Origin of the sequence: Pseudomonas sp. 31 R 17 (assembly GCF_900004915.1) — a bacterium.
In the GTDB taxonomy this organism is placed as follows: Bacteria; Pseudomonadota; Gammaproteobacteria; order Pseudomonadales; family Pseudomonadaceae; genus Aquipseudomonas; species Aquipseudomonas orientalis_A.
In genome coordinates, this window is record NZ_CVTN01000079.1 from 1 (window position 1) to 21,286 (window position 21,286).

The following is a 21,286-nucleotide window of genomic DNA, read 5'->3' on the forward strand; positions in this document are numbered from 1 at the left end:
TGAACTGGCCTAATGCTCCCGGACACCTCTTAAGGGCGATATGATTCGCCCAATCAGGAGGTTTCATGCAAGAGCGAAAGACCTACACCCGCGAGTTCAAGCAACGTGCTGTAAGCATGGTTCTTGATGATAACTGCTCAGTTCCTGACGTCTGTGCGTCGATGGAGGTTGGCCCCACGGCTCTGCGCCGTTGGATTGAGCAGGTTCGCAAAGAGCGTCAGAAAGGGCAGCCAGTGGCAGGTACTAAGGCAATCAGCGATGAACAGCGAGAGCTTCAACAGCTGCGAGCCAAGGTCAAGCGCCTGGAGACCGAGGCTGAAATCTTAAAAAAGGCTACGGCTCTCTTGATGTCGGATCCCGATCGTTTTTCCTGATCGAGGAGCTGAGAGAGTCGAGTTCGTATCCGACCTGCCTGCTTTGCAGTGCGCTGGGCGTTTCCCGCAGCGCGTTTTATGACTGGCTTAAGCGTCGCTCAGTGCCGAATACCAAGCGTGACGCGCTCAGAGCAAAAGTCGTGCAATTGCATGACCAAAGCCGGGGAAGTGCAGGCGCGCGGATGATCTCTCAGCACTTGAAAGCCCAGCAGATCAAGGTGGGACGGCATCTGGCCGGAAAACTCATGGCGGAGGCAAATCTGGCCAGCAGACAGCGCCGCCGCCATCAGTATCGCTCTAGAGGCGTCGAAGCATTTGTGGCCAAGAATCTGCTCGAGCGTAACTTCGAGCCAACCGCAATCAATCAGGCCTGGTGCGGCGACGTTACCAGCCTGATGGTTGGTAAACGTTGGTATCACTTGGCAGCGGTCATTGATCTGTTCGCCCGCCGAATCGTTGGCTGGGCGTTTTCCCTGATCAACGACGCCAACCTGGTTAGCAAGGCGCTGAGAATGGCGGTGGAGGTTCGAGGCAAACATGCAGGCTTGATGTTTCATTCGGATCAAGGCAGCCAATACACCAGCCAGCTCTTTCAGTCCGAGCTGCTGGAGCATGGGATAACGCAAAGCATGAGCCGCAGGGGGCAGTGCTGGGACAACGCGCCAACAGAGCGTTTCTTTGGGACGCTTAAATCAGAGTGGGTGCCCAATAAGGGCTACACGACAGTTGAAGAAGCCAGGCGGGATATGACCAGCTTCTTCATGCGATACAACCGAATCAGGCTCCACAGCTACAACAACTACCTGTCGCCAATAGCCATGGAGCAAAAAGCGGCATAAACACCGTAATCGGTGTCCGGGATTACTTGACCAGTTCAAGCCCCCTCCCACATTTGATCTGTATTGCTGCTGATAGATGGGCCTGACTCAAATCCCAGGCATAAAAAAGCACCCCTCGGGGTGCTTTTTTTGTGCTCGCTCGCTTAACGCTTCAGCGAAGCCGGCAGGTGCGGCTGGATCGCCGTCAGCACTGCCTTGAAGCATTTGGTGTTGCCGGCAACCACGTGGCCTTTTTCCAGGAAGTCGTGACCGCCGGTGAAGTCGCTCACCAGGCCGCCCGCTTCCTGAATCAGCAGGGCGCCCGCAGCCATGTCCCACTCGGACAGGCCCGACTCCCAGAACGCATCGAAACGACCGGCGGCCACGTAGGCCAGATCCAGGCTCGCTGCGCCAGCACGACGGATGCCCGCAGTCTGGCCGACCAGGGCGCGGAACATGCCCAGGTAGTTTTCCAGGTTGTCCATCTGGTCGTCACGGAACGGGAAGCCGGTGCCCAGCAGGGCGCCGTCCAGGCTGGTGCGGCCGCTGACACGCAGGCGGCGACCATTGAGCTGGGCGCCACGGCCACGGCTGGCGGTGAATTCTTCCTGGCGGACCGGGTCCAGCACCACGGCGTGTTCCAGGCGGCCGCGGTATTTGCACGCAATGCTTACGGCAAAGTGCGGGATGCCGCGCAGGAAGTTGGTGGTGCCATCCAGTGGGTCGATGATCCACAGGTAGTCTTCGCCTTCGCCGCTGCCTTTGTGCAGGCCGGTTTCTTCGCCGAGGATGCCGTGGGTAGGGTAGGCCTTGCGCAGGGCATCGATGATTTTCTGTTCGGCGGCGCGATCCACCTCGGAGACATAATCCTTGGCGTCTTTTTCGTCGACCTTGATGGTATCCAGGCGCTCGATGGAGCGGAAGATCAATTCACTGGCGCTGCGGGCGGCGCGCAGCGCGATATTCAGCATGGGCTGCATGGATAGGTCACCTAAGGTTGTTAAAGAAAGCCGGGCAGTTTAGCAGAAACTTTCTTCAGGTGAAGGGCGACGTTAGCTTTCGTGGCATAACCCTAAGCGCTTCTGTAAGATTTGCTCCCCTTTCCCGTGTCCGAGAGCGCCTCCCTTGCTGCAAAACATCCGTGTCGTTTTGGTCAATACCAGTCATCCCGGCAACATCGGTGGGGTGGCGCGAGCCATGAAAAACATGGGGCTGACGCGGCTGGTGCTGGTCGAGCCACGTGTGTTTCCGCACCATGAGGCCGATGCCCGCGCATCCGGTGCCAACGACATCCTGGAAAACGCCCAGGTTGTCGCCACCCTGGAAGACGCCTTGGTCGGCTGCAACCTGGTGCTCGGCACCAGCGCCCGCGACCGCCGCATTCCCTGGCCATTGCTGGACCCACGTGAGTGCGGTACCAAAGTGGTGGAAGAGGCGGCCGGTGGCGCAGAAATCGCCCTGGTGTTTGGCCGTGAAGACTCCGGCCTGACCAATGAAGAGCTGCAGCGATGTCATTACCACGTGCACATTCCATCAGACCCTGAGTTCAGTTCGCTGAACCTGGGTGCGGCGGTGCAGGTGCTGACGTACGAAGTGCGCATGGCCTGGTTGGCGGCTGAGGGCCAGCCGAGCAAGATGGAGAAGGACGAAGTGGCGTCGACCAAAAGTGGCGAGCTGGCCACGATGGACGAGCTGGAGCGATTCTATGAGCACCTGGAGCAGACCCTGGTGGCCATCGAGTTTCTCGATCCTGAAAAACCACGGCACTTGATGGCGCGCCTGCGCCGCCTTTACGGGCGCAGTTCGGTTAGTCGGGCGGAAATGAATATATTGCGTGGCATCCTCACGGAAACCCAGAAAGCGGCCCGTGGCGAGCTCCTTAAGCGGAAGGATTAAAGATGTTCGAGCGTTTGCGAGAAGATATCCAGAGTGTTTTCCACCGTGACCCGGCGGCGCGCAACGCCTTTGAAGTGCTGACCTGCTACCCCGGCATGCACGCGATCTGGCTTCACCGCCTGTCCGGCGCCCTGTGGGGCATGGGCTGGAAGTGGCTGGCGCGGCTGGTGTCGAACTTCGGGCGCTGGCTGACCGGGATCGAAATTCATCCGGGCGCCAAGGTCGGCCGTCGCTTTTTTATCGACCATGGCATGGGCATCGTGATTGGCGAGACCGCCGAGATTGGCGATGACGTAACGCTTTATCAGGGTGTCACCCTGGGCGGAACCACCTGGAACAAAGGCAAGCGCCACCCGACGCTGGGCGACGGCGTAGTGGTGGGCGCGGGCGCCAAGGTGCTGGGCCCGTTCACGGTCGGCGCCGGCGCCAAGGTCGGCTCCAATGCCGTAGTCACCAAGGCCGTGCCGCCCGGTGCGACGGTGGTGGGGATTCCGGGCCGGATCATCGTCAAGCCGGAAGTCGGCGACGAGCAGGAGGCCAAGCGCAAGGCCATGGCCGAGAAGATCGGCTTTGATGCCTATGGCGTCAGCGAAGACATGCCTGACCCGGTGGCGCGTGCCATTGGCCAGTTGCTCGACCACCTGCAAGCGGTCGATGGCAAGCTGGAGGGCATGTGTGGCGCCCTGAAGGACCTGGGTAGCCCTTACTGCGCCAAAGACCTTCCTGAGCTGCGCGAAGAGGATTTCGCCGAGATCAAGGACGAAACCGCCACCAAGGCAGGCTGAGATCTCGAAATCACCAGAGATCCCCTGTGGGAGGGGGCTTGCCCCCGATTGCAGTGGATCAGCCGGCCTATTTGGCAACTGACCCACCTCTATCGGGGGCAAGCCCCCTCCCACATTTGACCTTCATTGTGTCTGGCATCGCAGGTTATCCGGCGACGCTGTTCGTCCCCACCCCAGCCTGCTATGATTCGCGCGCCCTTTTTACGGGTAATCCTGACTAAAGTACTAGGTCTTATAGTTGACTTAAATACTCGGGAATCGCATACTTGCTCCCATTCTGAAACACCTTGGTACTTGTCCATGAGACTGACTACAAAAGGCCGATACGCGGTGACTGCCATGCTCGACCTGGCTTTGCACGCGCAAACTGGGCCGGTGTCCCTGGCCGATATCTCCGAGCGCCAAGGCATTTCCCTGTCCTACCTCGAGCAGCTGTTCGCCAAATTGCGCCGCAGCAATCTGGTTTCCAGCGTGAGAGGCCCAGGTGGCGGCTATCAATTGTCCCGCGATATGCAGGGCATCCAGGTAGCCCAGGTGATCGACGCGGTCAACGAATCCGTTGACGCGACCAAATGCCAGGGCCTGGGTGATTGCCATGCCGGTGACACCTGCCTGACGCACCACTTGTGGTGTGACTTGAGCCTGCAGATCCATGAGTTTTTGAGTGGTATCAGCTTGGCTGATCTTGTGACTCGCCGTGAGGTGCAAGAAGTAGCCCAGCGTCAGGACCAGCGCCGTTGCAACACCAAGGCGCCGCGTCTGGACAAGATCGAAGCGTCCGCCGTCGAGTGACAGCCGCAGAGCTAACGGCGCGCCAGCCAGCCTGATTTAGGAGAAAGTCCATGAAATTGCCGATTTACCTTGATTACTCAGCGACCACCCCGGTTGATCCGCGTGTCGCGCAAAAGATGAGCGAATGCCTGCTGGTTGACGGAAACTTCGGCAACCCGGCCTCCCGTTCCCACGTATTCGGCTGGAAAGCCGAGGAAGCGGTCGAGAACGCTCGTCGCCAGGTCGCCGACCTGGTTGGCGCCGACCCGCGCGAAATCGTCTGGACCTCCGGTGCCACCGAGTCCGACAACCTGGCGATCAAGGGCGCGGCGCATTTCTACGCGACCAAGGGCAAGCACCTGATCACCACCAAGATTGAGCACAAGGCTGTCCTCGACACCATGCGCCAACTGGAGCGTGAAGGTTTTGAGGTCACCTACCTCGAGCCCACCACCGACGGCATTGTCACCCCGGCCATGATCGAAGCCGCGTTGCGTGACGACACCATCCTGGTTTCCGTGATCCACGTGAACAACGAAATCGGCACCATCAACGACATCGAAGCGATTGGCGAGCTGACCCGTTCCAAGGGCATCCTGCTGCACGTCGACGCCGCTCAGTCCACCGGCAAGGTCGAGATCGACCTGTCCAAGCTGAAAGTCGACCTGATGTCGTTCTCCGCCCACAAGACCTACGGCCCCAAAGGCATCGGCGCCCTGTACGTAAGCCGCAAGCCGCGCGTACGTATCGAGGCCACCATGCACGGCGGCGGTCACGAGCGCGGCATGCGTTCGGGCACCCTGGCGACTCACCAGATCGTCGGCATGGGCGAAGCCTTCCGCGTCGCCAAGGAAGACATGGCTGCCGAAAACGTGCGCATCAAGGCCTTGAGTGACCGCTTCTACAAGCAGGTCGAGAACCTTGAAGAGCTGTACATCAATGGCAGCATGACCGCCCGTGTACCGCACAACCTGAATTTGAGCTTCAACTACGTCGAAGGCGAGTCGCTGATCATGGCGCTCAAGGACCTGGCGGTTTCGTCCGGTTCGGCCTGCACCTCGGCGTCCCTTGAGCCTTCGTACGTACTGCGCGCCCTGGGCCGCAACGACGAACTGGCACACAGCTCGATCCGCTTTACCTTCGGCCGCTTCACCACTGAAGAGCAAGTCGACTACGCCGCGCAGAAAGTCTGCGAAGCCGTCAACAAGCTGCGCGTTCTGTCGCCGCTGTGGGACATGTACAAAGACGGTGTCGACATTTCCAAGATCGAGTGGGCGGCACACTAAATATAGAAGCCGCCACCCCAGCTCTGTAGCAACGTGGCGGAAAACGCAGGCGTTTCTACAGGGTTCCAGAGCGGCCCTGATGAGTGAGGATTCAGTACCATGGCTTACAGCGAAAAGGTCATCGACCACTACGAAAACCCGCGCAACGTCGGCAAGATGAACGCGGAAGATCCTGATGTCGGCACTGGCATGGTCGGCGCTCCGGCGTGCGGCGATGTGATGCGCCTGCAGATCAAGGTCAACGACGCCGGCGTTATCGAAGACGCCAAGTTCAAGACCTACGGCTGCGGTTCGGCCATCGCCTCCAGCTCCCTGGCGACCGAATGGATGAAAGGCAAGACCCTGGATGAGGCTGTCACCATCAGCAACACCCAGCTGGCCGAAGAACTGGCCCTGCCGCCGGTGAAAATTCACTGCTCGGTACTCGCCGAGGACGCCATCAAGGCGGCCGTTCGCGACTACAAGCAGAAGAAAGGCTTGATCTAAGTATTTGGCGACGAGTAAGGAGTCAACGATGGCTATCAGCATGACAGAAGCGGCTGCGCAGCACATTCGCCGCTCCCTGAATGGGCGCGGTAAAGGTGAGGGGATTCGTCTGGGTGTTCGCACCACGGGCTGTTCCGGCCTTGCCTACGTGCTGGAGTTTGTCGACGAGGTGGTTGCGGAAGACCAGGTGTTCGAAAGTCACGGCGAGAAGGTGATCATCGACCCCAAAAGCCTGACCTACCTGGACGGCACCGAGCTCGATTTCGTCAAGGAAGGGTTGAACGAAGGCTTCAAGTTCAACAACCCCAACGTACGCGGTGAATGTGGCTGCGGCGAAAGCTTCAACATCTGAGGCTTCTTGTGGGTACTCCTTGTCATTTCGCTTTATTCGAGCTGCAGCCGAGCTTTCGGCTGGATCTTGAGCAGCTTGCCACGCGCTATCGAGAATTGGCGCGTGGCGTGCATCCGGACCGCTTCGCTGACGCTTCCGAGCGTGAGCAACGCCTGGCGCTGGAGCAATCGGCCAGCCTCAACGAAGCCTATCAGACGCTCAAAAGCCCCCCGAAACGCGCCCGTTATTTACTGGCGATGAAGGGCGGCGAGTTGCCGATGGAAGTCACCGTGCATGACCCGGACTTCCTGATGCAGCAGATGCAATGGCGCGAAGAACTCGAAGACTTGCAGGACGAAGCCGATGTGGCTGGCGTCGCGGTCTTCAAGCGTCGTCTGAAGGCGGCCCAGGATGAGCTCAACGAAAGCTTCGCAGCCTGTTGGGATGATGCTGTGCAACGCGAACAGGCCGAACGCCTGATGCGGCGCATGCAGTTTCTTGACAAGCTCACCTACGAAGTGCGCCAGCTAGAAGAGCGCCTCGACGATTAACCCAGTGTGCTGCCCGTGATGCACGCCTGATAGACAGATAAGACCTGATTACCATGGCTCTACTGCAAATCGCCGAACCCGGTCAAAGTCCTCAACCGCACCAGCGTCGCCTGGCGGTCGGGATTGACCTGGGCACCACCAATTCCCTGGTTGCTGCCGTGCGCAGCGGCCTGTCCGAGCCGTTGCCCGATGCCGATGGCCAGGTCATCCTGCCGTCCGCCGTGCGCTATCACGCCGACCGTATCGAAGTCGGCGAGTCGGCCAAGCTGGCAGCGTCCTCCGACCCCCTTAATACCGTGCTGTCGGTCAAGCGCTTGATGGGTCGTGGTCTGTCCGACGTCAAGCAATTGGGCGACCAGCTGCCGTACCGCTTTGTCGGCGGTGAATCGCATATGCCGTTCATCGACACCGTCCAGGGCCCGAAAAGCCCGGTGGAAGTGTCGGCCGATATCCTCAAGGTGCTGCGCCAGCGTGCGGAAACCACCCTGGGTGGCGAACTGGTCGGTGCGGTGATCACGGTTCCTGCTTATTTCGACGACGCGCAGCGCCAAGCCACCAAGGATGCGGCGAAGCTCGCCGGCCTGAACGTATTGCGTTTGCTTAATGAGCCGACCGCTGCGGCCGTGGCTTACGGCCTGGACCAGCATGCCGAAGGCCTGGTCGCCATTTATGATCTGGGCGGCGGCACCTTTGATATTTCGATCCTGCGCCTGACCGGCGGTGTGTTCGAAGTGCTGGCCACCGGTGGCGACAGCGCCCTGGGTGGCGATGACTTCGACCATGCCATCGCGGGCTGGATCATCAGCAGTGCCGGCTTGTCTGCCGACCTGGACCCGGGCGCACAGCGCAACCTGCTGCAAACCGCCTGTGCTGCCAAGGAAGCGCTGACGGATGCAGCTACCGTTGAGGTTTCCTACGGCAGCTGGTCGGCCCAACTGACGCGCGAAGCCTTCGATGCGTTGATCGAGCCGATGGTCGCCCGCAGCCTCAAGGCCTGCCGCCGCGCCGTGCGAGATTCCGGTATCGAGCTGGAAGACGTGGGTGCCGTGGTCATGGTCGGCGGTTCCACCCGCGTTCCGCGCGTGCGTGACGCCGTCGCCGAAGCCTTTGGTCGCCAGCCGTTGACTGAAATCGACCCGGATCAAGTGGTGGCCATCGGGGCTGCGATCCAGGCCGATACCCTGGCCGGCAACAAGCGCGATGGCGGCGAACTGCTGCTGCTCGATGTGATTCCGTTGTCCCTGGGCCTGGAAACCATGGGCGGCCTGATGGAGAAAGTGATTCCGCGCAACACCACCATTCCCGTCGCCCGCGCCCAGGACTTCACCACCTACAAAGATGGCCAGACGGCCATGATGATTCATGTGCTGCAAGGCGAGCGCGAGCTGATCAGCGACTGCCGCTCCCTGGCGCGCTTCGAACTGCGCGGTATCCCGGCGATGGTGGCCGGTGCGGCGAAAATCCGCGTGACCTTCCAGGTTGACGCCGATGGTTTGCTCAGCGTCGCCGCGCGCGAACTGGCCTCCGGCGTCGAAGCCAGTATCCAGGTCAAGCCGTCCTACGGCCTGACTGACGGTGAAATCGCCAAGATGCTCAAGGACTCGTTCCAATATGCCGGCGACGACAAGGTCGCTCGCGTGCTGCGTGAGCAGCAAGTCGATGCCCAGCGCCTGCTCGAAGCGGTGCAGGGCGCCCTGGATGCCGATGGCGAGCGCTTGCTGGATGCCGAGGAACGCATGGTCATCGACCTGCAGATGCAGGAGTTGGCCGAACTGATGAAAGGCAACGATGGTTACGCCATCGAGCAGCAGACCAAGCGCCTGTCACAAGTAACCGATGCCTTTGCCGCCCGCCGTATGGACCAGACGGTAAAAGCCGCCTTGGCGGGTCGCAACCTGAATGAAATTGAGGAATAACTGATGCCGCAGGTCATTTTTCTGCCACACGCCGAGCATTGCCCGGATGGTATGGTCGTGGAGGCTGAGACCGGCAAGTCCATCCTTGAGGTCGCCCACGACAACCACATCGAGATCGAAAGTGCCTGTGGGGGTGTGTGCGCTTGCACCACGTGCCACTGCGTCATTCGCGAAGGTTTCAACAGCCTTGAAGAGGCTGATGAGCTGGAAGAGGACTTCCTCGATCGCGCCTGGGGCCTTGAAGCGACTTCGCGTCTAAGCTGTCAGGCAAAGGTCGGCACTGAAGACATTACGGTCGAAATCCCGAAATATTCGCTCAACCATGCGGCCGAAGCGCCGCATTGATTCAAGGAACTGTCATGAGCCTGAAATGGGTTGATGTACAAGAAATCGCTATACAACTTGCTGAGGCTCATCCTGAGGTCAATCCTCTTACGGTGAACTTCGTCAAGCTGCGTAACCTCGTAATGGAACTGCCGGATTTTGACGACATCCCTGATCGGGGTGGCGAAAAGGTCCTGGAGGCGATTCAGGGCCTGTGGATCGAAGAAGCAGACTGAGCCGCCTTATTACGCAGTTAGGCAATACCTGATAACCCGCGTATAATTCGCGGGTTTAATTTTTCGTAAATTACCGTTTCTGGAGTTACACCATGGCTGTTCAACGTACTTTCTCCATCATCAAGCCTGACGCTGTTGCAAAAAACGTCATCGGCGAGATCACCACTCGTTTCGAAAAAGCCGGCCTGAAGGTTGTAGCTTCGAAACTCAAGCAACTGTCCAAGGCTGAAGCTGAAGGCTTCTACGCTGAGCACAGCGCTCGTGGCTTCTTCGGCGACCTGGTTGCCTTCATGATCTCCGGTCCTGTTGTTGTTCAGGTGTTGGAAGGCGAGAACGCTATCGCTCTGAACCGTGAGCTGATGGGCGCTACCAACCCTAAAGAAGCGGCTGCCGGCACTATCCGTGCTGACTTCGCCGAGTCCATCGACGCCAACGCTGTTCACGGTTCGGACTCCGAAGCCGCTGCTGCTCGCGAAATCTCGTACTTTTTCGCTGCTACTGAAGTAACCGCTCGCTAAGCATCGGCTTAAAGAGTGAGGGTGAATCCATGACGACATCGACTGTTAAAACCAACCTGCTGGGTCTGACTCAGCCGGAAATGGAGAAATTCTTCGACTCAATCGGGGAGAAGCGTTTCCGTGCCGGTCAGGTAATGAAGTGGATTCACCACTTTGGCGTCGACGATTTCGACGCCATGACGAACGTCAGCAAGGCCCTGCGCGACAAGCTCAAGGCCATTGCCGAAGTTCGTGGTCCCGAAGTGGTCAGCGAGGACATCTCCAGCGACGGCACCCGCAAGTGGGTGGTGCGCGTGGCGTCCGGCAGCTGCGTCGAGACCGTCTACATTCCCCAGGGCAAGCGCGGCACCTTGTGCGTTTCGTCCCAGGCAGGCTGTGCCCTGGACTGCAGTTTCTGCTCCACCGGCAAGCAAGGCTTCAACAGCAACCTCACCGCCGCCGAAGTGATCGGCCAGGTGTGGATTGCCAACAAATCCTTTGGCAGCGTCCCGGCGACCGTCGACCGTGCCATCACCAACGTGGTGATGATGGGCATGGGTGAGCCGCTGCTGAACTTCGACAACGTGGTTGCGGCCATGCACCTGATGATGGACGACCTGGGCTACGGCATCTCCAAGCGCCGTGTGACCCTGTCGACCTCCGGCGTGGTACCGATGATCGATGAGCTGGCCAAGCACATCGACGTTTCCCTGGCCTTGTCGCTGCACGCACCCAATGACGCATTGCGTAACCAATTGGTGCCGATCAACAAGAAGTATCCGCTTAAGATGCTGCTCGAATCCTGCCAGCGTTATATGGCGACCTTGGGCGAAAAGCGTGTTTTGACCATTGAGTACACCATGCTCAAGGACGTCAACGACAAGGTCGAGCACGCGGTCGAGATGATCGAGCTGCTCAAGAACACCCCGTGCAAGATCAACCTGATTCCGTTCAACCCGTTTCCCCATTCTGGCTACGAGCGGCCGAGCAACAACGCCATCCGCCGTTTCCAGGATCAATTGCACCAGGCCGGCTACAACGTCACCGTACGCACTACGCGCGGTGAAGACATCGACGCCGCCTGTGGCCAACTGGTAGGGCAGGTGATGGACCGCACCCGCCGCAGCGAGCGTTATATCGCCGGACGCGAACTGAACGCCGCCGACGATTTGCCGCTGATTGCTGTAAATCGAATCTGAGAGAGGATCTCTATGCCCTTGCGCCTTGCGCTGCTTTTGCTTGTTACCGGTCTCGCGGCCGGTTGTGTTTCATCGGGCCATGATAGCCCTTTGCAAACCGACGAGGGGCGTGAAGCGGCGCGAGTGGCGTATGTGCAACTGGGTCTGGGCTATCTGCAACAAGGCATGAGCGAGCAGGCCAAGGTGCCATTGAAGAAGGCCCTGGAGCTGGATGCCGACGATGCGGATGCCAATGCCGCGCTGGCGCTGGTCTTTCAGGCTCAGGCCGAGCCCGAGTTGGCTGATCGGTATTTCACCAGGGCACTGGCTTCCCGTCCTGGCGACGCGCGGTTGCTGAACAACTACGGCAGTTTCCTGTTCGAGCAGAAACGGTATGAACAGGCGGCCGCTTATTTCCGCCAGGCGAGCACTGACACCCTTTATCCTCAGCGTTCGCGCATCTTCGAGAACCTTGGGGTGACGTCGATACACCTGGGACAGCGCGAACTGGCGCGCCAGCAACTGGAAAAAGCCCTGCACCTGAACGCTCGCCAGCCACGTGCTTTGCTTGAAATGGCTGAGTTGTCCTACGAAGACAGGCATTATGTGCCAGCACGTGACTATTACGAGCGTTTTAGCCTGCTCAGCGGGCAGAATGCACGTAGTCTATTGCTCGGTGTGCGGCTGGCGACGGTTCATGAAGAACGCGACACGGCCGCACGTTTTGGCCAGCAACTCGAACGACTCTATCCCGGTACGCCGGAATATCAGCAATACCTGTCGGAGCAATGATGAAAGCCGCGCACCCGGAAGTTGTAGCAGCTAATCGCGTAAACCCAGGCGACACCTTGCGTGAGGCCCGCGAAAGCAATGGTTGGTCGCTGGCGCAAGTGGCCCTCAAGCTCAATTTGACCAGCACCTCCCTGGCCAACCTGGAAGCTGGCGCATTCGACAAGCTGCCCGGGCACACGTTTGCCCGCGGCTATATCCGCGCTTATGCCAAGTTGCTGGGTATCGACCAGACCGCACTGGTCCAGCAATTCGACCAGTTCACCGGCACCGACTCCCAGGGCAGCAATGTGCATGGCCTCGGGCGTATTGAAGAGCCGACCCGGGTGTCCCACACGATCCTGCGCATTGTCAGCCTGTTGCTGCTGATTGCCGTGATCGGGGGGGGCTTCGTCTGGTGGCAGGACCAGACTTCCCAGCGCAATAAAGACCTGACCAGCAACGCGCTGGAGCACGTCGAAGTCGAAAGCGCCGACGGCACCACCCAGATTCATCCGCTGGATGAGCCGGAAGACCAGGCGGTCGTCGAAGGACAAGTCACGCCGGAAGCGCCTGCCACCGCTGAACAACCCGCTCCGCAAGCCGACAGCGCACCTGCAGCGACTGCAGCCGTACCCGCGCCGGCCCCCGCAGCGCCCGTGGCCCAGGCTCCCGCAACAGCCGCTCCGGCCCAGGCTCCAGCGCCTGCGGCACCGGCTGCGCCTGCCATTTCGCCGCCCACCACCCCCGCGTTGATCGCCGGTGACGGGCGCGTACAGATCACCTTCGTCGCTGACTGCTGGACGCAAGTCACCGACGGTAATGGCAAAGTGCTGTTTAGCGGTCTGAAGCGTAAGGGAGATACTCTTGACCAGGGCGGCAAGCCTCCTTTGACGCTGCGTCTGGGCTATGCCCGTGGCGCGCAAGTGGCCTACAACGGCCAGCCTGTGGACGTAGCGCCGTTCACCAGTGGCGAGACCGCTCGCCTCAAGTTGGGACAATAGTCATGCACGGCGAATCTCCAATCAAACGTCGCGTATCGCGCAAGATCTGGGTCGGCTCGGTGCCGGTGGGCGGCGATGCCCCCATCGCGGTGCAGAGCATGACCAACAGCGACACCAATGACGTGGCCGCCACCGTCGCCCAGATCAATCGTCTGGAAGCGGCCGGCGTGGACATCGTGCGCGTGTCCGTACCGGATATGGACGCTGCCGAAGCCTTCGGCCGTATCAAGCAATTGGTCAAGGTGCCGCTGGTTGCCGACATCCACTTCGACTACAAGATCGCGCTGCGCGTAGCCGAGCTGGGTGTGGACTGCCTGCGGATCAACCCGGGCAACATCGGTCGTGAAGACCGTGTGCGCGCCGTGGTCGATGCGGCCCGTGATCGCGGTATTCCCATCCGCATCGGGGTCAACGCCGGATCGCTGGAAAAAGACCTGCAAAAGAAATACGGCGAGCCTACCCCGGCGGCGCTGGTGGAGTCGGCATTGCGCCACGTTGAACACCTGGAACGCTTGAATTTCCAGGACTTCAAGGTCAGCGTCAAGGCTTCCGACGTGTTCATGGCCGTAGAAGCCTACCGCCTGCTGGCCAAGGAAATCGTGCAGCCGCTGCACCTGGGTATCACGGAAGCGGGCGGTTTACGCTCAGGCACAGTGAAATCTGCGGTGGGTCTCGGTATGCTGCTCGCCGAAGGGATTGGCGATACCATCCGCATCTCCCTGGCGGCAGACCCCGTAGAGGAAGTGAAGGTCGGTTACGACATTCTCAAATCCTTGCGTTTGCGTTCCCGTGGCATCAACTTCATTGCCTGCCCGAGCTGCTCGCGGCAGAACTTCGACGTGGTGAAAACCATGAACGACCTGGAGTTGCGTCTCGAAGACCTGCTGGTGCCGCTGGATGTCGCGGTGATCGGTTGCGTGGTCAACGGACCGGGCGAGGCCAAGGAGGCACACGTGGGCTTGACCGGCGGTACACCGAACCTGATTTACATCGACGGCAAACCGTCGCAGAAATTGACGAATGACAATCTGGTGGATGAGCTGGAAAAGCTGATCCGCGAGAAAGCGGCCGAAAAGGTCGCCGCTGACGCAGCGCTGATCGCTCGCGGCTGATTGAACGAATTTAAGGATTTGATGTGAGCAAGTCTCTGCAAGCCATTCGTGGCATGAACGACATCCTGCCGGAGCAGACGCCACTGTGGCGCTATTTCGAGAGCACGGTCGCGCGTCTGCTGGATAACTACGGTTACAAGCAGATCCGTATGCCGATCGTCGAGTTCACCGAGCTGTTCAAGCGCTCCATCGGTGAAGTGACCGACATCGTCGAAAAAGAGATGTACACCTTCGAAGACCGTAACGGCGACTCCCTGACCCTGCGTCCGGAAGGCACTGCGGCCTGCGTTCGCGCTGTGCTGGAGCATGGCATCACCGGTGGCGGCCAGACTCAGAAACTCTGGTACATCGGCCCGATGTTTCGCCACGAGCGTCCGCAGAAAGGTCGCTATCGCCAGTTTCACCAGATCGGTTGCGAAGTCTTCAACCTGGACGGTCCGGACATCGATGCCGAGCTGATCGTCCTGACCTGGCGCCTTTGGGGTCAGTTGGGCATCCGCGACGCGGTCAAGCTCGAACTCAACAGCCTGGGCACCAGTGAGTCCCGCGGACGCTATCGCGAAGCCCTGGTCGAGTACCTGTCTGCCCACCTGGACAGGCTGGACGAAGACAGCCAGCGCCGGCTGAAGACCAACCCGTTGCGCGTGCTTGATACCAAGAACGCCGACACCCAGGCCGTACTGGTCGACGCGCCGAAAATGGCTGATTACCTGGACGACGAATCGCGCACGCACTTCGAGGGCCTCAAGGCTCGCCTGGATGCGGCGGGTATTCCCTATGTGATCAACCCCAAGCTGGTGCGCGGCCTCGATTACTACAGCAAGACCGTGTTCGAGTGGGTCACCGACAAACTCGGTGCCCAGGGCACCGTGTGTGCGGGCGGTCGTTACGACGGCCTGGTCGAGCAAATGGGTGGCAAGCCGACCACGGGCGTAGGTTTCGCCATGGGCATCGAGCGGCTGATCCTGTTGCTCGAGACCCTTGAGCAAGTGCCACAAGAGATTTCCCGCCAGGTGGACGTGTATCTTTGCGCTTTTGGCGAGGCCGCCGAACTGGCTGCCCTGGCCTTGAGCGAACAGGTGCGTGACCAACTGCCCAACCTGCGTCTGCAAATCAATGCCGGCGCCGGTAGCTTCAAGAGCCAGTTCAAGAAGGCTGACAAGAGCGGCGCGCTGTATGCGTTGATCCTCGGCGATGACGAATTGGCCCAGCAAGTGGTAGGTTTCAAACCCCTGCGTGGCCAGGGCGAACAACAGAACATTGCCTTTGATGCGCTCGCTGCGCACCTGGCCACCTGCGTCGTGCAGGGTTGAAGCTGTCGAACAGCCGAATTTAGCGATTAAGGAGTATTGGGGTGTCGAGTACTGATGATGAGCAACTGGCCGACTTCAAGGACTGGTGGCAGCGTAACGGCAAGCCCCTGGTAACTGGCGGTCTGCTGGCTTTAGTGGTGGTGTTCGGCTGGCAAGCCTGGACCAAATATCAGGCCAACCAGTCCCAGGGCGCCTCGATCGTTTACCAGCAATTGCTGGAAACCACCCTGACGCCGGACGGCAAGCCGGACCCTGCACGAGTGGCAGACCTGGCCGGCAAGCTGAAGAACGAGTTTGGCGGTACGACCTACGCCCAGTACGGTAGCCTGTTCGTCGCGAAAGTCGCGGTCGACACCGGCAAGCTGGATGAGGCAGCCACTGAGCTCAAGGCCATCGCCGACAAACCGACCAACCCGACCCTGGGTGAAATCGCACGTCAACGCCTGGCACAGGTATTGGCGGCACAGAACAAGGCTGACGAAGCACTCAAACTGCTCGACGGCGATGCTGACAAGGCATTTGTAGCCACTCGCGAAGAGCTCAAGGGCGACCTGTTGGTCCAATTGGGTCGTACCGACGAAGCCAATGCTGCGTACCAAAAAGCCAAGGCGGCGCTGTCTGATGAAGCGGCGGTCGGTGGCTTACAAATCAAGCTGGACGACTTGGCCAAAGGGGATGCGTGACGTGATCCGTTGGAAACATGCAGCATTGCTGGCTCTGGCCGTTCTGGCCGCGGGTTGCAGCAGCAACAGTAAAAAAGAACTGCCGCCTGCGGAGCTGACCAGCTTCAAGGAAGAAGTGGTCCTGCAAAAGCAGTGGAGCCGCTCCATCGGTGACGGTCAGGGCGAAACCTACAACATGTTGGTACCGGCAATCGACGGTGACAACATTGTGGCCGCTGATGTAACCGGCATCGTGACCTCCCTGGATCGCATGACCGGCGACGTGAAGTGGAAGAAAGACCTTGAACTGCCTGTCTCCGGCGCCGTTGGCGTGGGTTACGGCATGGTCATGCTCGGCACGCTCAAAGGCGAAGTCGTGGCGCTGGATTCCAGCACCGGTGAAGAGAAATGGCGTGCCCGCGTGACCAGTGAAGTGCTCGCACCGCCTGCCACCAACGGCGATATCGTCGTGGTGCAGACCCAGGATGATCGCGTGATCGGCCTGGACGCCAGCACCGGCGAACAGCGCTGGTTGTACGACAGCACCCCGGCGGTGTTAACCCTGCGCGGTACCAGTGGTCCGATTGTGACCAACAATCTGGCCGTTGCCGGGCTGTCCACCGGTAAAGTGGTGGCCCTGAATACCCAGAACGGCGTGCCGGCCTGGGAAACCCGTGTGGCTATCCCGCAAGGTCGTTCCGAGTTGGATCGCGTCGTGGACATCGACGGCGGCTTGTTGCTGTCCGGCGAGACCCTCTACGTCGCTACTTACCAGGGCCGTGTCGCGGCACTGGACCTGCAGAGCGGCCGGGTCAACTGGCAGCGTGATGCGTCCAGCTACGCCGGTGTCGCCCAAGGGTTTGGCAGCGTCTATGTAAGCCTGGCGTCCGGCACCGTTGAAAGTGTCGACGAGCGTTCCACCACTGCGCTGTGGAGCAACGACTCCCTGGCTCGCCGCCAACTGTCGGCACCGGAAGTCTTCTCCAGCTACGTAGCGGTCGGTGACTTCGAAGGCTACCTGCACCTGTTGAGCCAGGTAGACGGTCGCTTCGTGGGTCGCGAGCGTATCGACAGCGACGGCTTGCGTGCGCGTCCGCTGGTGGTGGGTAACATGCTGTATGTGTATGGCAACAGCGGCAAGCTGGAAGCCCTGACCATCAAGTAAGAATCATGCTTGGGTAACCCCCAGGCGGCCTTGCCTCAATGCTGTTTGTAGGAGCGAGCTTGCTCGCGAAGGACGTCAACGCTAACGCGGGTTTTCTGGATAAACGCGGCGTCCTCTGGTTTTTCGCGAGCAAGCTCGCTCCTGCAGTATTCAGTGTCGAGCAGGGCATGTGGCATTCAAATGCCGCCCCGAGCACCAGCCGCTGCCTTGCAGCGGCTTTTGTATTTTCTGAAATAACGAAGTGGAGAGCCGCATGGTTCCCGTAATCGCCCTGGTGGGCCGACCTAACGTCGGCAAGTCCACCTTGTTCAACCGCCTGACCAGGACTCGCGACGCCATCGTCGGCGACTTGTCCGGTCTGACCCGTGATCGCCAATACGGTGAGGCAAAGTGGCAAGGGCGCTCCTACATTATTGTCGACACCGGTGGTATCTCCGGTGACGAACATGGCATGGACGAAAAAATGGCCGAGCAGTCGCTGCTGGCCATTGAAGAAGCCGATGTCGTGTTGTTCCTGGTGGACGCCCGCGCGGGCTACACAGCTGCCGACCAGATGATTGGCGAGCACCTGCGCAAGCGCAACAAGCGTTCCTATCTGGTCGCGAACAAGATCGATAACATCGATCCTGAAGCGGCCCGCGCCGAATTCAGCCCGATGGGCCTGGGCGACGCGATCCCGGTTGCCGGCGCCCACGGTCGCGGCATCACGCAGATGCTCGAAATTGCCCTCAGCACCTTTCCCAAGGATGACGATGAGGAAGAAGAGGGTGAGGAGGAGATCGTCGCCGAAGGCGAGGAAGCCAAGCGCATTCCTGGCCCGAGCGAAAAAGACGGTATCAAGATCGCCATCATCGGCCGCCCGAACGTCGGCAAGTCGACCCTGGTCAACCGCATGCTCGGTGAAGACCGGGTAATCGTCTATGACGAACCCGGCACCACCCGCGACAGCATCTACATCCCGTTCGAGCGCAACGAGGAAAAGTACACGCTGATCGACACCGCCGGTGTGCGCAAGCGCGGCAAGATCCACGAAGAAGTTGAAAAATTCTCCGTGGTCAAAACCCTGCAAGCGATCAAAGACGCCAACGTGGTGATCTTCGTGATGGACGCCCGCGAAGGCGTGGTGGACCACGACCTGAACCTGCTGGGCTTCGCCCTGGAAGCTGGTCGTGCCCTGGTGATCGCAATCAACAAGTGGGACGGCATGACGCCGAGCGAGCGCGATTTCGTCAAGATCGAACTGCAGCGGCGCCTGTTCTTCGTTGAGTTCGCCGATATCCACTTCATCTCGGCGCTGCATGGCACCGGCGTGGGCAACCTCTACGCCTCGGTACAGAACTCGTTCAAGTCCGCGGTCACGCGCTGGCCGACCAACCGCCTTACCCAGATCCTGGAAGACGCGGTGGGCGAGCACGCGCCGCCGATGGTCAACAACCGCCGCATCAAACTGCGTTACGCCCACTTGGGGGGGGCCAACCCGCCGATTATCGTGATTCACGGTAACCAGATCGAGAAGGTGCCCAAGTCCTATGTGCGTTACCTGGAAAACACCTACCGCCGCGTCTTGAAGCTGGTCGGTACGCCGATCCGTATCGAGTTCAAGGGTGGCGAGAACCCATACGAAGGCAACAAGAACACATTGACCGACCGTCAGGTGAACAAGAAGCGTCGTTTGATGACTCACCACAAGAAGGCCGACAAGAAGCGCCGCGACAAGAAATAACCGCAGCTTCACGTTGTAAGCTGCAAGCTGCAAGAGAGGGCGCCGTTGGCGCCCTTTTTTGTGCGCGGCGGTTTGCCCCTTGACCCGCTTGCAGCTTGCAGCTTAAAACTTGCAGCTCACCCAAAGGGGGCTCCCATGATCACCAGCAAGCTGCCGAACGTCGGCACGACCATTTTCACCAGCATGTCGCAGTTGGCGGCCGACACCGGCGCAATCAACCTGTCCCAGGGTTTTCCCGACTTCAACGGCCCTCAGGATTTGCTCGACGCCGTCGGTCGGCACATCGCCAGCGGCCATAACCAATACGCGCCGATGAGCGGTTTTCCCGCGCTGCGTCAGCAGGTGGCAGCAAAAATCGCCCGCAGCTATGGTGTCAACGTCGATGCCGACCGTGAAGTCACCATCACGCCCGGCGCCACCCAAGGCATTTTTTGCGCGATCCAGGCGGTCATCCGTAACGGCGACGAAGTGATCATCTTCGACCCTTGCTACGACAGCTACGCACCCTCGGTGGAGCTGGCCGGCGGGCGCTGCGTGCATCTGCAGTTGGGCTTGCAGGATTTCAGCCTGGATCTGGAGCGTATCAAGGCCACGCTGTCGCCGCGCACGCGCATGATTGTGCTCAATACCCCGCACAACCCCAGTGGCGCGCTGGTCAGCCGTGAGGAGCTGGACCAGTTGGCCGAGCTGATTCGCGGCCGTGATATTTATCTGCTCAGCGATGAAGTGTACGAACACCTGGTGTTCGACGATGTGCCCCACGTCAGCGTGCTGGCCCATGAGGAGCTGTACTCGCGCGCGTTTGTGGTCAGCTCGTTCGGCAAGACGTATCACGTCACGGGCTGGAAGACCGGCTATGTGGTTGCACCGCCGGCCCTCACTGCCGAGCTGCGCAAAGTGCATCAATACGTCAGCTTCTGTGGCGTGACGCCGTTGCAGTACGCGCTGGCCGATTTCATGGCTGAGCACCCGGAGCACGTGGATGCGCTGCCGGCGTTCTATCAAGCCAAGCGCGATCTGTTCTGCCAGTTGCTGGCGCCGTCGCGGTTCAGCTTCAGCCCATCGGCGGGGACTTACTTTCAACTGGTGGATTATTCCCGGATCCGCCCGGACCTGGATGATGTCGCCATGTCCGAATGGATGACGCGCGAACACGGCGTGGCGTCGATTCCGATCTCGGTGTTTTACCGCGACCCACCCCAAGGCCAGCGCCTGGTGCGCCTGTGCTTTGCCAAACGCGAGGAGACGCTGCAACAAGCGGCGGAAAAACTATGCGTGATTTGAGTGCCTTGCCGAACCTGAACATTGCCCTGATCCAGACCACCCTGGCCTGGCACGACCGGCAGGCCAATCTTGAGCATTTCGAGCTGCTGCTGGAGCAGGCCAGCGGCGCCGACCTGATGGTATTGCCGGAGATGTTCACCACGGGTTTCTCCATGGAATCGGCCGCCCTGGCCGAGCGGGAAAACGGCCCGACTCAGCGCTGGCTGCAAACCCAGGCGGCGAAATACAACGCTGTGATCACCGGCAGTGTGATCATCCAGGCGGCCGACGGCAGCCACCGTAACCGCCTGCTCTGGGCGCGCCCCGACGGTGAGGTGTTGCATTACGATAAACGCCACCTGTTCCGCATGGCCGGCGAACACGACCACTACACGCCCGGCGAGCGCCAGGTGCAGTTCGAGTTGAAGGGCTGGCGTATCCGCCCGCTGATTTGCTACGACCTGCGCTTCCCGGTGTGGAGTCGCGATGCCCAGGACACCGACTTGCTGCTGTACACCGCCAATTGGCCGGGCGCACGGCGCCAGCACTGGAACCGCTTGTTGCCGGCGCGGGCCATCGAGAATTTGTGTTATGTGGCGGCGGTTAATCGAGTCGGCACGGACGGCAAGGGCTTTGCCTACACCGGCGATAGCCAGGTGCTGGATTTCCAGGGCGAGACATTGCTGAGCGCGGGGGAGGCGGATGGGGTATTCCAGGTGATTCTGGATGCAGCGGAGTTGGCGGCGTATCGCACCAAATTCCCTGCGAATCTGGATGCCGATAGTTTTCAGTTTGTCTGACAGGTCGCCATCGGGGGCAAGCCCCCT

25 protein-coding genes are annotated in these 21,286 nt (G+C 60.1%); 24 read left to right on the plus strand and 1 reads right to left on the minus strand.

The window, feature by feature from the left end; genetic code table 11:
- Window positions 1-65: 65 nt before the first annotated feature.
- A complete protein-coding gene (locus BFP89_RS29435) occupies window positions 66-374 on the plus strand; it encodes a transposase (protein WP_065883309.1) in 309 nt (102 codons plus the stop codon).
- 8 nt (window positions 375-382) lie between these two features.
- Window positions 383-1,213 carry an IS3 family transposase gene (locus BFP89_RS21530; RefSeq protein ID WP_256097288.1) on the plus strand — a complete coding sequence of 277 codons (831 nt, stop codon included), beginning with the start codon at window positions 383-385 and terminating at the stop codon, window positions 1,211-1,213.
- 143 nt (window positions 1,214-1,356) lie between these two features.
- Here the strand turns inward: BFP89_RS21530 and suhB are convergent, their stop codons facing one another.
- Window positions 1,357-2,172: a type III secretion system regulator SuhB gene (suhB, locus tag BFP89_RS21535; protein ID WP_003175971.1), complete on the minus strand. Its 816-nt coding sequence runs from the start codon at window positions 2,170-2,172 to the stop codon at window positions 1,357-1,359.
- 145 nt (window positions 2,173-2,317) lie between these two features.
- Between suhB and trmJ the strand changes: the two genes are divergently transcribed.
- The 22 genes from trmJ (at window position 2,318) to BFP89_RS21645 (ending at window position 21,259) form a co-directional block, all read left to right on the plus strand.
- Entirely contained in the window at window positions 2,318-3,088 is a 771-nt protein-coding gene (gene trmJ / locus BFP89_RS21540; protein ID WP_065887476.1) for a tRNA (cytosine(32)/uridine(32)-2'-O)-methyltransferase TrmJ, read from the plus strand.
- A 2-nt stretch (window positions 3,089-3,090) separates the two neighbouring features.
- The gene (gene cysE, locus BFP89_RS21545; RefSeq protein ID WP_065887477.1) at window positions 3,091-3,873 is read left to right on the plus strand and encodes a serine O-acetyltransferase; all 783 of its coding nucleotides are present in this window, start codon (window positions 3,091-3,093) and stop codon (window positions 3,871-3,873) included.
- A 300-nt stretch (window positions 3,874-4,173) separates the two neighbouring features.
- Window positions 4,174-4,665, plus strand: a complete 492-nt coding sequence (gene iscR / locus BFP89_RS21550; protein ID WP_003194020.1) for a Fe-S cluster assembly transcriptional regulator IscR — start codon at window positions 4,174-4,176, stop codon at window positions 4,663-4,665.
- Between the two features lie 50 nt (window positions 4,666-4,715).
- Window positions 4,716-5,930 carry an IscS subfamily cysteine desulfurase gene (locus tag BFP89_RS21555; protein ID WP_065887478.1) on the plus strand — a complete coding sequence of 405 codons (1,215 nt, stop codon included), beginning with the start codon at window positions 4,716-4,718 and terminating at the stop codon, window positions 5,928-5,930.
- A 99-nt stretch (window positions 5,931-6,029) separates the two neighbouring features.
- Window positions 6,030-6,416, plus strand: a complete 387-nt coding sequence (iscU, locus tag BFP89_RS21560; RefSeq protein ID WP_003175965.1) for a Fe-S cluster assembly scaffold IscU — start codon at window positions 6,030-6,032, stop codon at window positions 6,414-6,416.
- Window positions 6,417-6,444: 28 nt separating this feature from the next.
- A complete protein-coding gene (gene iscA / locus BFP89_RS21565) occupies window positions 6,445-6,768 on the plus strand; it encodes an iron-sulfur cluster assembly protein IscA (RefSeq protein ID WP_003175963.1) in 324 nt (107 codons plus the stop codon).
- An 8-nt stretch (window positions 6,769-6,776) separates the two neighbouring features.
- Window positions 6,777-7,298, plus strand: coding sequence for a co-chaperone HscB (hscB, locus tag BFP89_RS21570; RefSeq protein WP_065887479.1), 522 nt, complete (start codon window positions 6,777-6,779; stop codon window positions 7,296-7,298).
- A gap of 53 nt (window positions 7,299-7,351) precedes the next feature.
- Window positions 7,352-9,214: a Fe-S protein assembly chaperone HscA gene (hscA, locus tag BFP89_RS21575; RefSeq protein ID WP_065887480.1), complete on the plus strand. Its 1,863-nt coding sequence runs from the start codon at window positions 7,352-7,354 to the stop codon at window positions 9,212-9,214.
- A gap of 3 nt (window positions 9,215-9,217) precedes the next feature.
- On the plus strand, window positions 9,218-9,559 hold the full coding sequence (gene fdx, locus BFP89_RS21580; protein WP_015885743.1) for an ISC system 2Fe-2S type ferredoxin: 342 nt from the start codon (window positions 9,218-9,220) through the stop codon (window positions 9,557-9,559).
- A 14-nt stretch (window positions 9,560-9,573) separates the two neighbouring features.
- A complete protein-coding gene (iscX, locus tag BFP89_RS21585) occupies window positions 9,574-9,774 on the plus strand; it encodes a Fe-S cluster assembly protein IscX (RefSeq protein WP_003238461.1) in 201 nt (66 codons plus the stop codon).
- Window positions 9,775-9,866: 92 nt separating this feature from the next.
- Window positions 9,867-10,292 carry a nucleoside-diphosphate kinase gene (ndk, locus tag BFP89_RS21590; RefSeq protein WP_003175956.1) on the plus strand — a complete coding sequence of 142 codons (426 nt, stop codon included), beginning with the start codon at window positions 9,867-9,869 and terminating at the stop codon, window positions 10,290-10,292.
- 29 nt (window positions 10,293-10,321) lie between these two features.
- A complete protein-coding gene (gene rlmN / locus BFP89_RS21595) occupies window positions 10,322-11,470 on the plus strand; it encodes a 23S rRNA (adenine(2503)-C(2))-methyltransferase RlmN (RefSeq protein WP_065887481.1) in 1,149 nt (382 codons plus the stop codon).
- Between the two features lie 12 nt (window positions 11,471-11,482).
- Complete coding sequence (gene pilW, locus BFP89_RS21600; RefSeq protein ID WP_065887482.1) at window positions 11,483-12,241, plus strand: type IV pilus biogenesis/stability protein PilW; 759 nt, start codon at window positions 11,483-11,485, stop codon at window positions 12,239-12,241.
- Window positions 12,241-13,221, plus strand: coding sequence for a RodZ domain-containing protein (locus BFP89_RS21605; protein WP_065887483.1), 981 nt, complete (start codon window positions 12,241-12,243; stop codon window positions 13,219-13,221). The genes pilW and BFP89_RS21605 overlap by 1 nt, the downstream gene beginning before the upstream one ends.
- Window positions 13,222-13,223: 2 nt before the next feature.
- Window positions 13,224-14,333: a flavodoxin-dependent (E)-4-hydroxy-3-methylbut-2-enyl-diphosphate synthase gene (ispG, locus tag BFP89_RS21610; protein WP_003175952.1), complete on the plus strand. Its 1,110-nt coding sequence runs from the start codon at window positions 13,224-13,226 to the stop codon at window positions 14,331-14,333.
- 23 nt (window positions 14,334-14,356) lie between these two features.
- Complete coding sequence (gene hisS / locus BFP89_RS21615; protein ID WP_065887484.1) at window positions 14,357-15,646, plus strand: histidine--tRNA ligase; 1,290 nt, start codon at window positions 14,357-14,359, stop codon at window positions 15,644-15,646.
- A 41-nt stretch (window positions 15,647-15,687) separates the two neighbouring features.
- Window positions 15,688-16,329 carry a YfgM family protein gene (locus BFP89_RS21620; RefSeq protein WP_065887485.1) on the plus strand — a complete coding sequence of 214 codons (642 nt, stop codon included), beginning with the start codon at window positions 15,688-15,690 and terminating at the stop codon, window positions 16,327-16,329.
- On the plus strand, window positions 16,322-17,473 hold the full coding sequence (bamB, locus tag BFP89_RS21625) for an outer membrane protein assembly factor BamB (RefSeq protein ID WP_065887486.1): 1,152 nt from the start codon (window positions 16,322-16,324) through the stop codon (window positions 17,471-17,473). Before BFP89_RS21620 ends, bamB begins: the two co-directional genes overlap by 8 nt.
- A 59-nt stretch (window positions 17,474-17,532) precedes the next feature.
- Window positions 17,533-17,739 carry a hypothetical protein gene (locus BFP89_RS29030; protein WP_165386114.1) on the plus strand — a complete coding sequence of 69 codons (207 nt, stop codon included), beginning with the start codon at window positions 17,533-17,535 and terminating at the stop codon, window positions 17,737-17,739.
- The gene (gene der / locus BFP89_RS21635) at window positions 17,727-19,196 is read left to right on the plus strand and encodes a ribosome biogenesis GTPase Der (RefSeq protein WP_057723953.1); all 1,470 of its coding nucleotides are present in this window, start codon (window positions 17,727-17,729) and stop codon (window positions 19,194-19,196) included. The genes BFP89_RS29030 and der overlap by 13 nt, the downstream gene beginning before the upstream one ends.
- Before the next feature lie 135 nt (window positions 19,197-19,331).
- Window positions 19,332-20,480 (plus strand): pyridoxal phosphate-dependent aminotransferase, encoded by a 1,149-nt coding sequence (locus BFP89_RS21640; protein WP_065887488.1) that lies wholly within the window; start codon window positions 19,332-19,334, stop codon window positions 20,478-20,480.
- A complete protein-coding gene (locus BFP89_RS21645; RefSeq protein ID WP_065887489.1) occupies window positions 20,468-21,259 on the plus strand; it encodes an amidohydrolase in 792 nt (263 codons plus the stop codon). Before BFP89_RS21640 ends, BFP89_RS21645 begins: the two co-directional genes overlap by 13 nt.
- The last annotated feature ends 27 nt before the right edge of the window (window positions 21,260-21,286 follow it).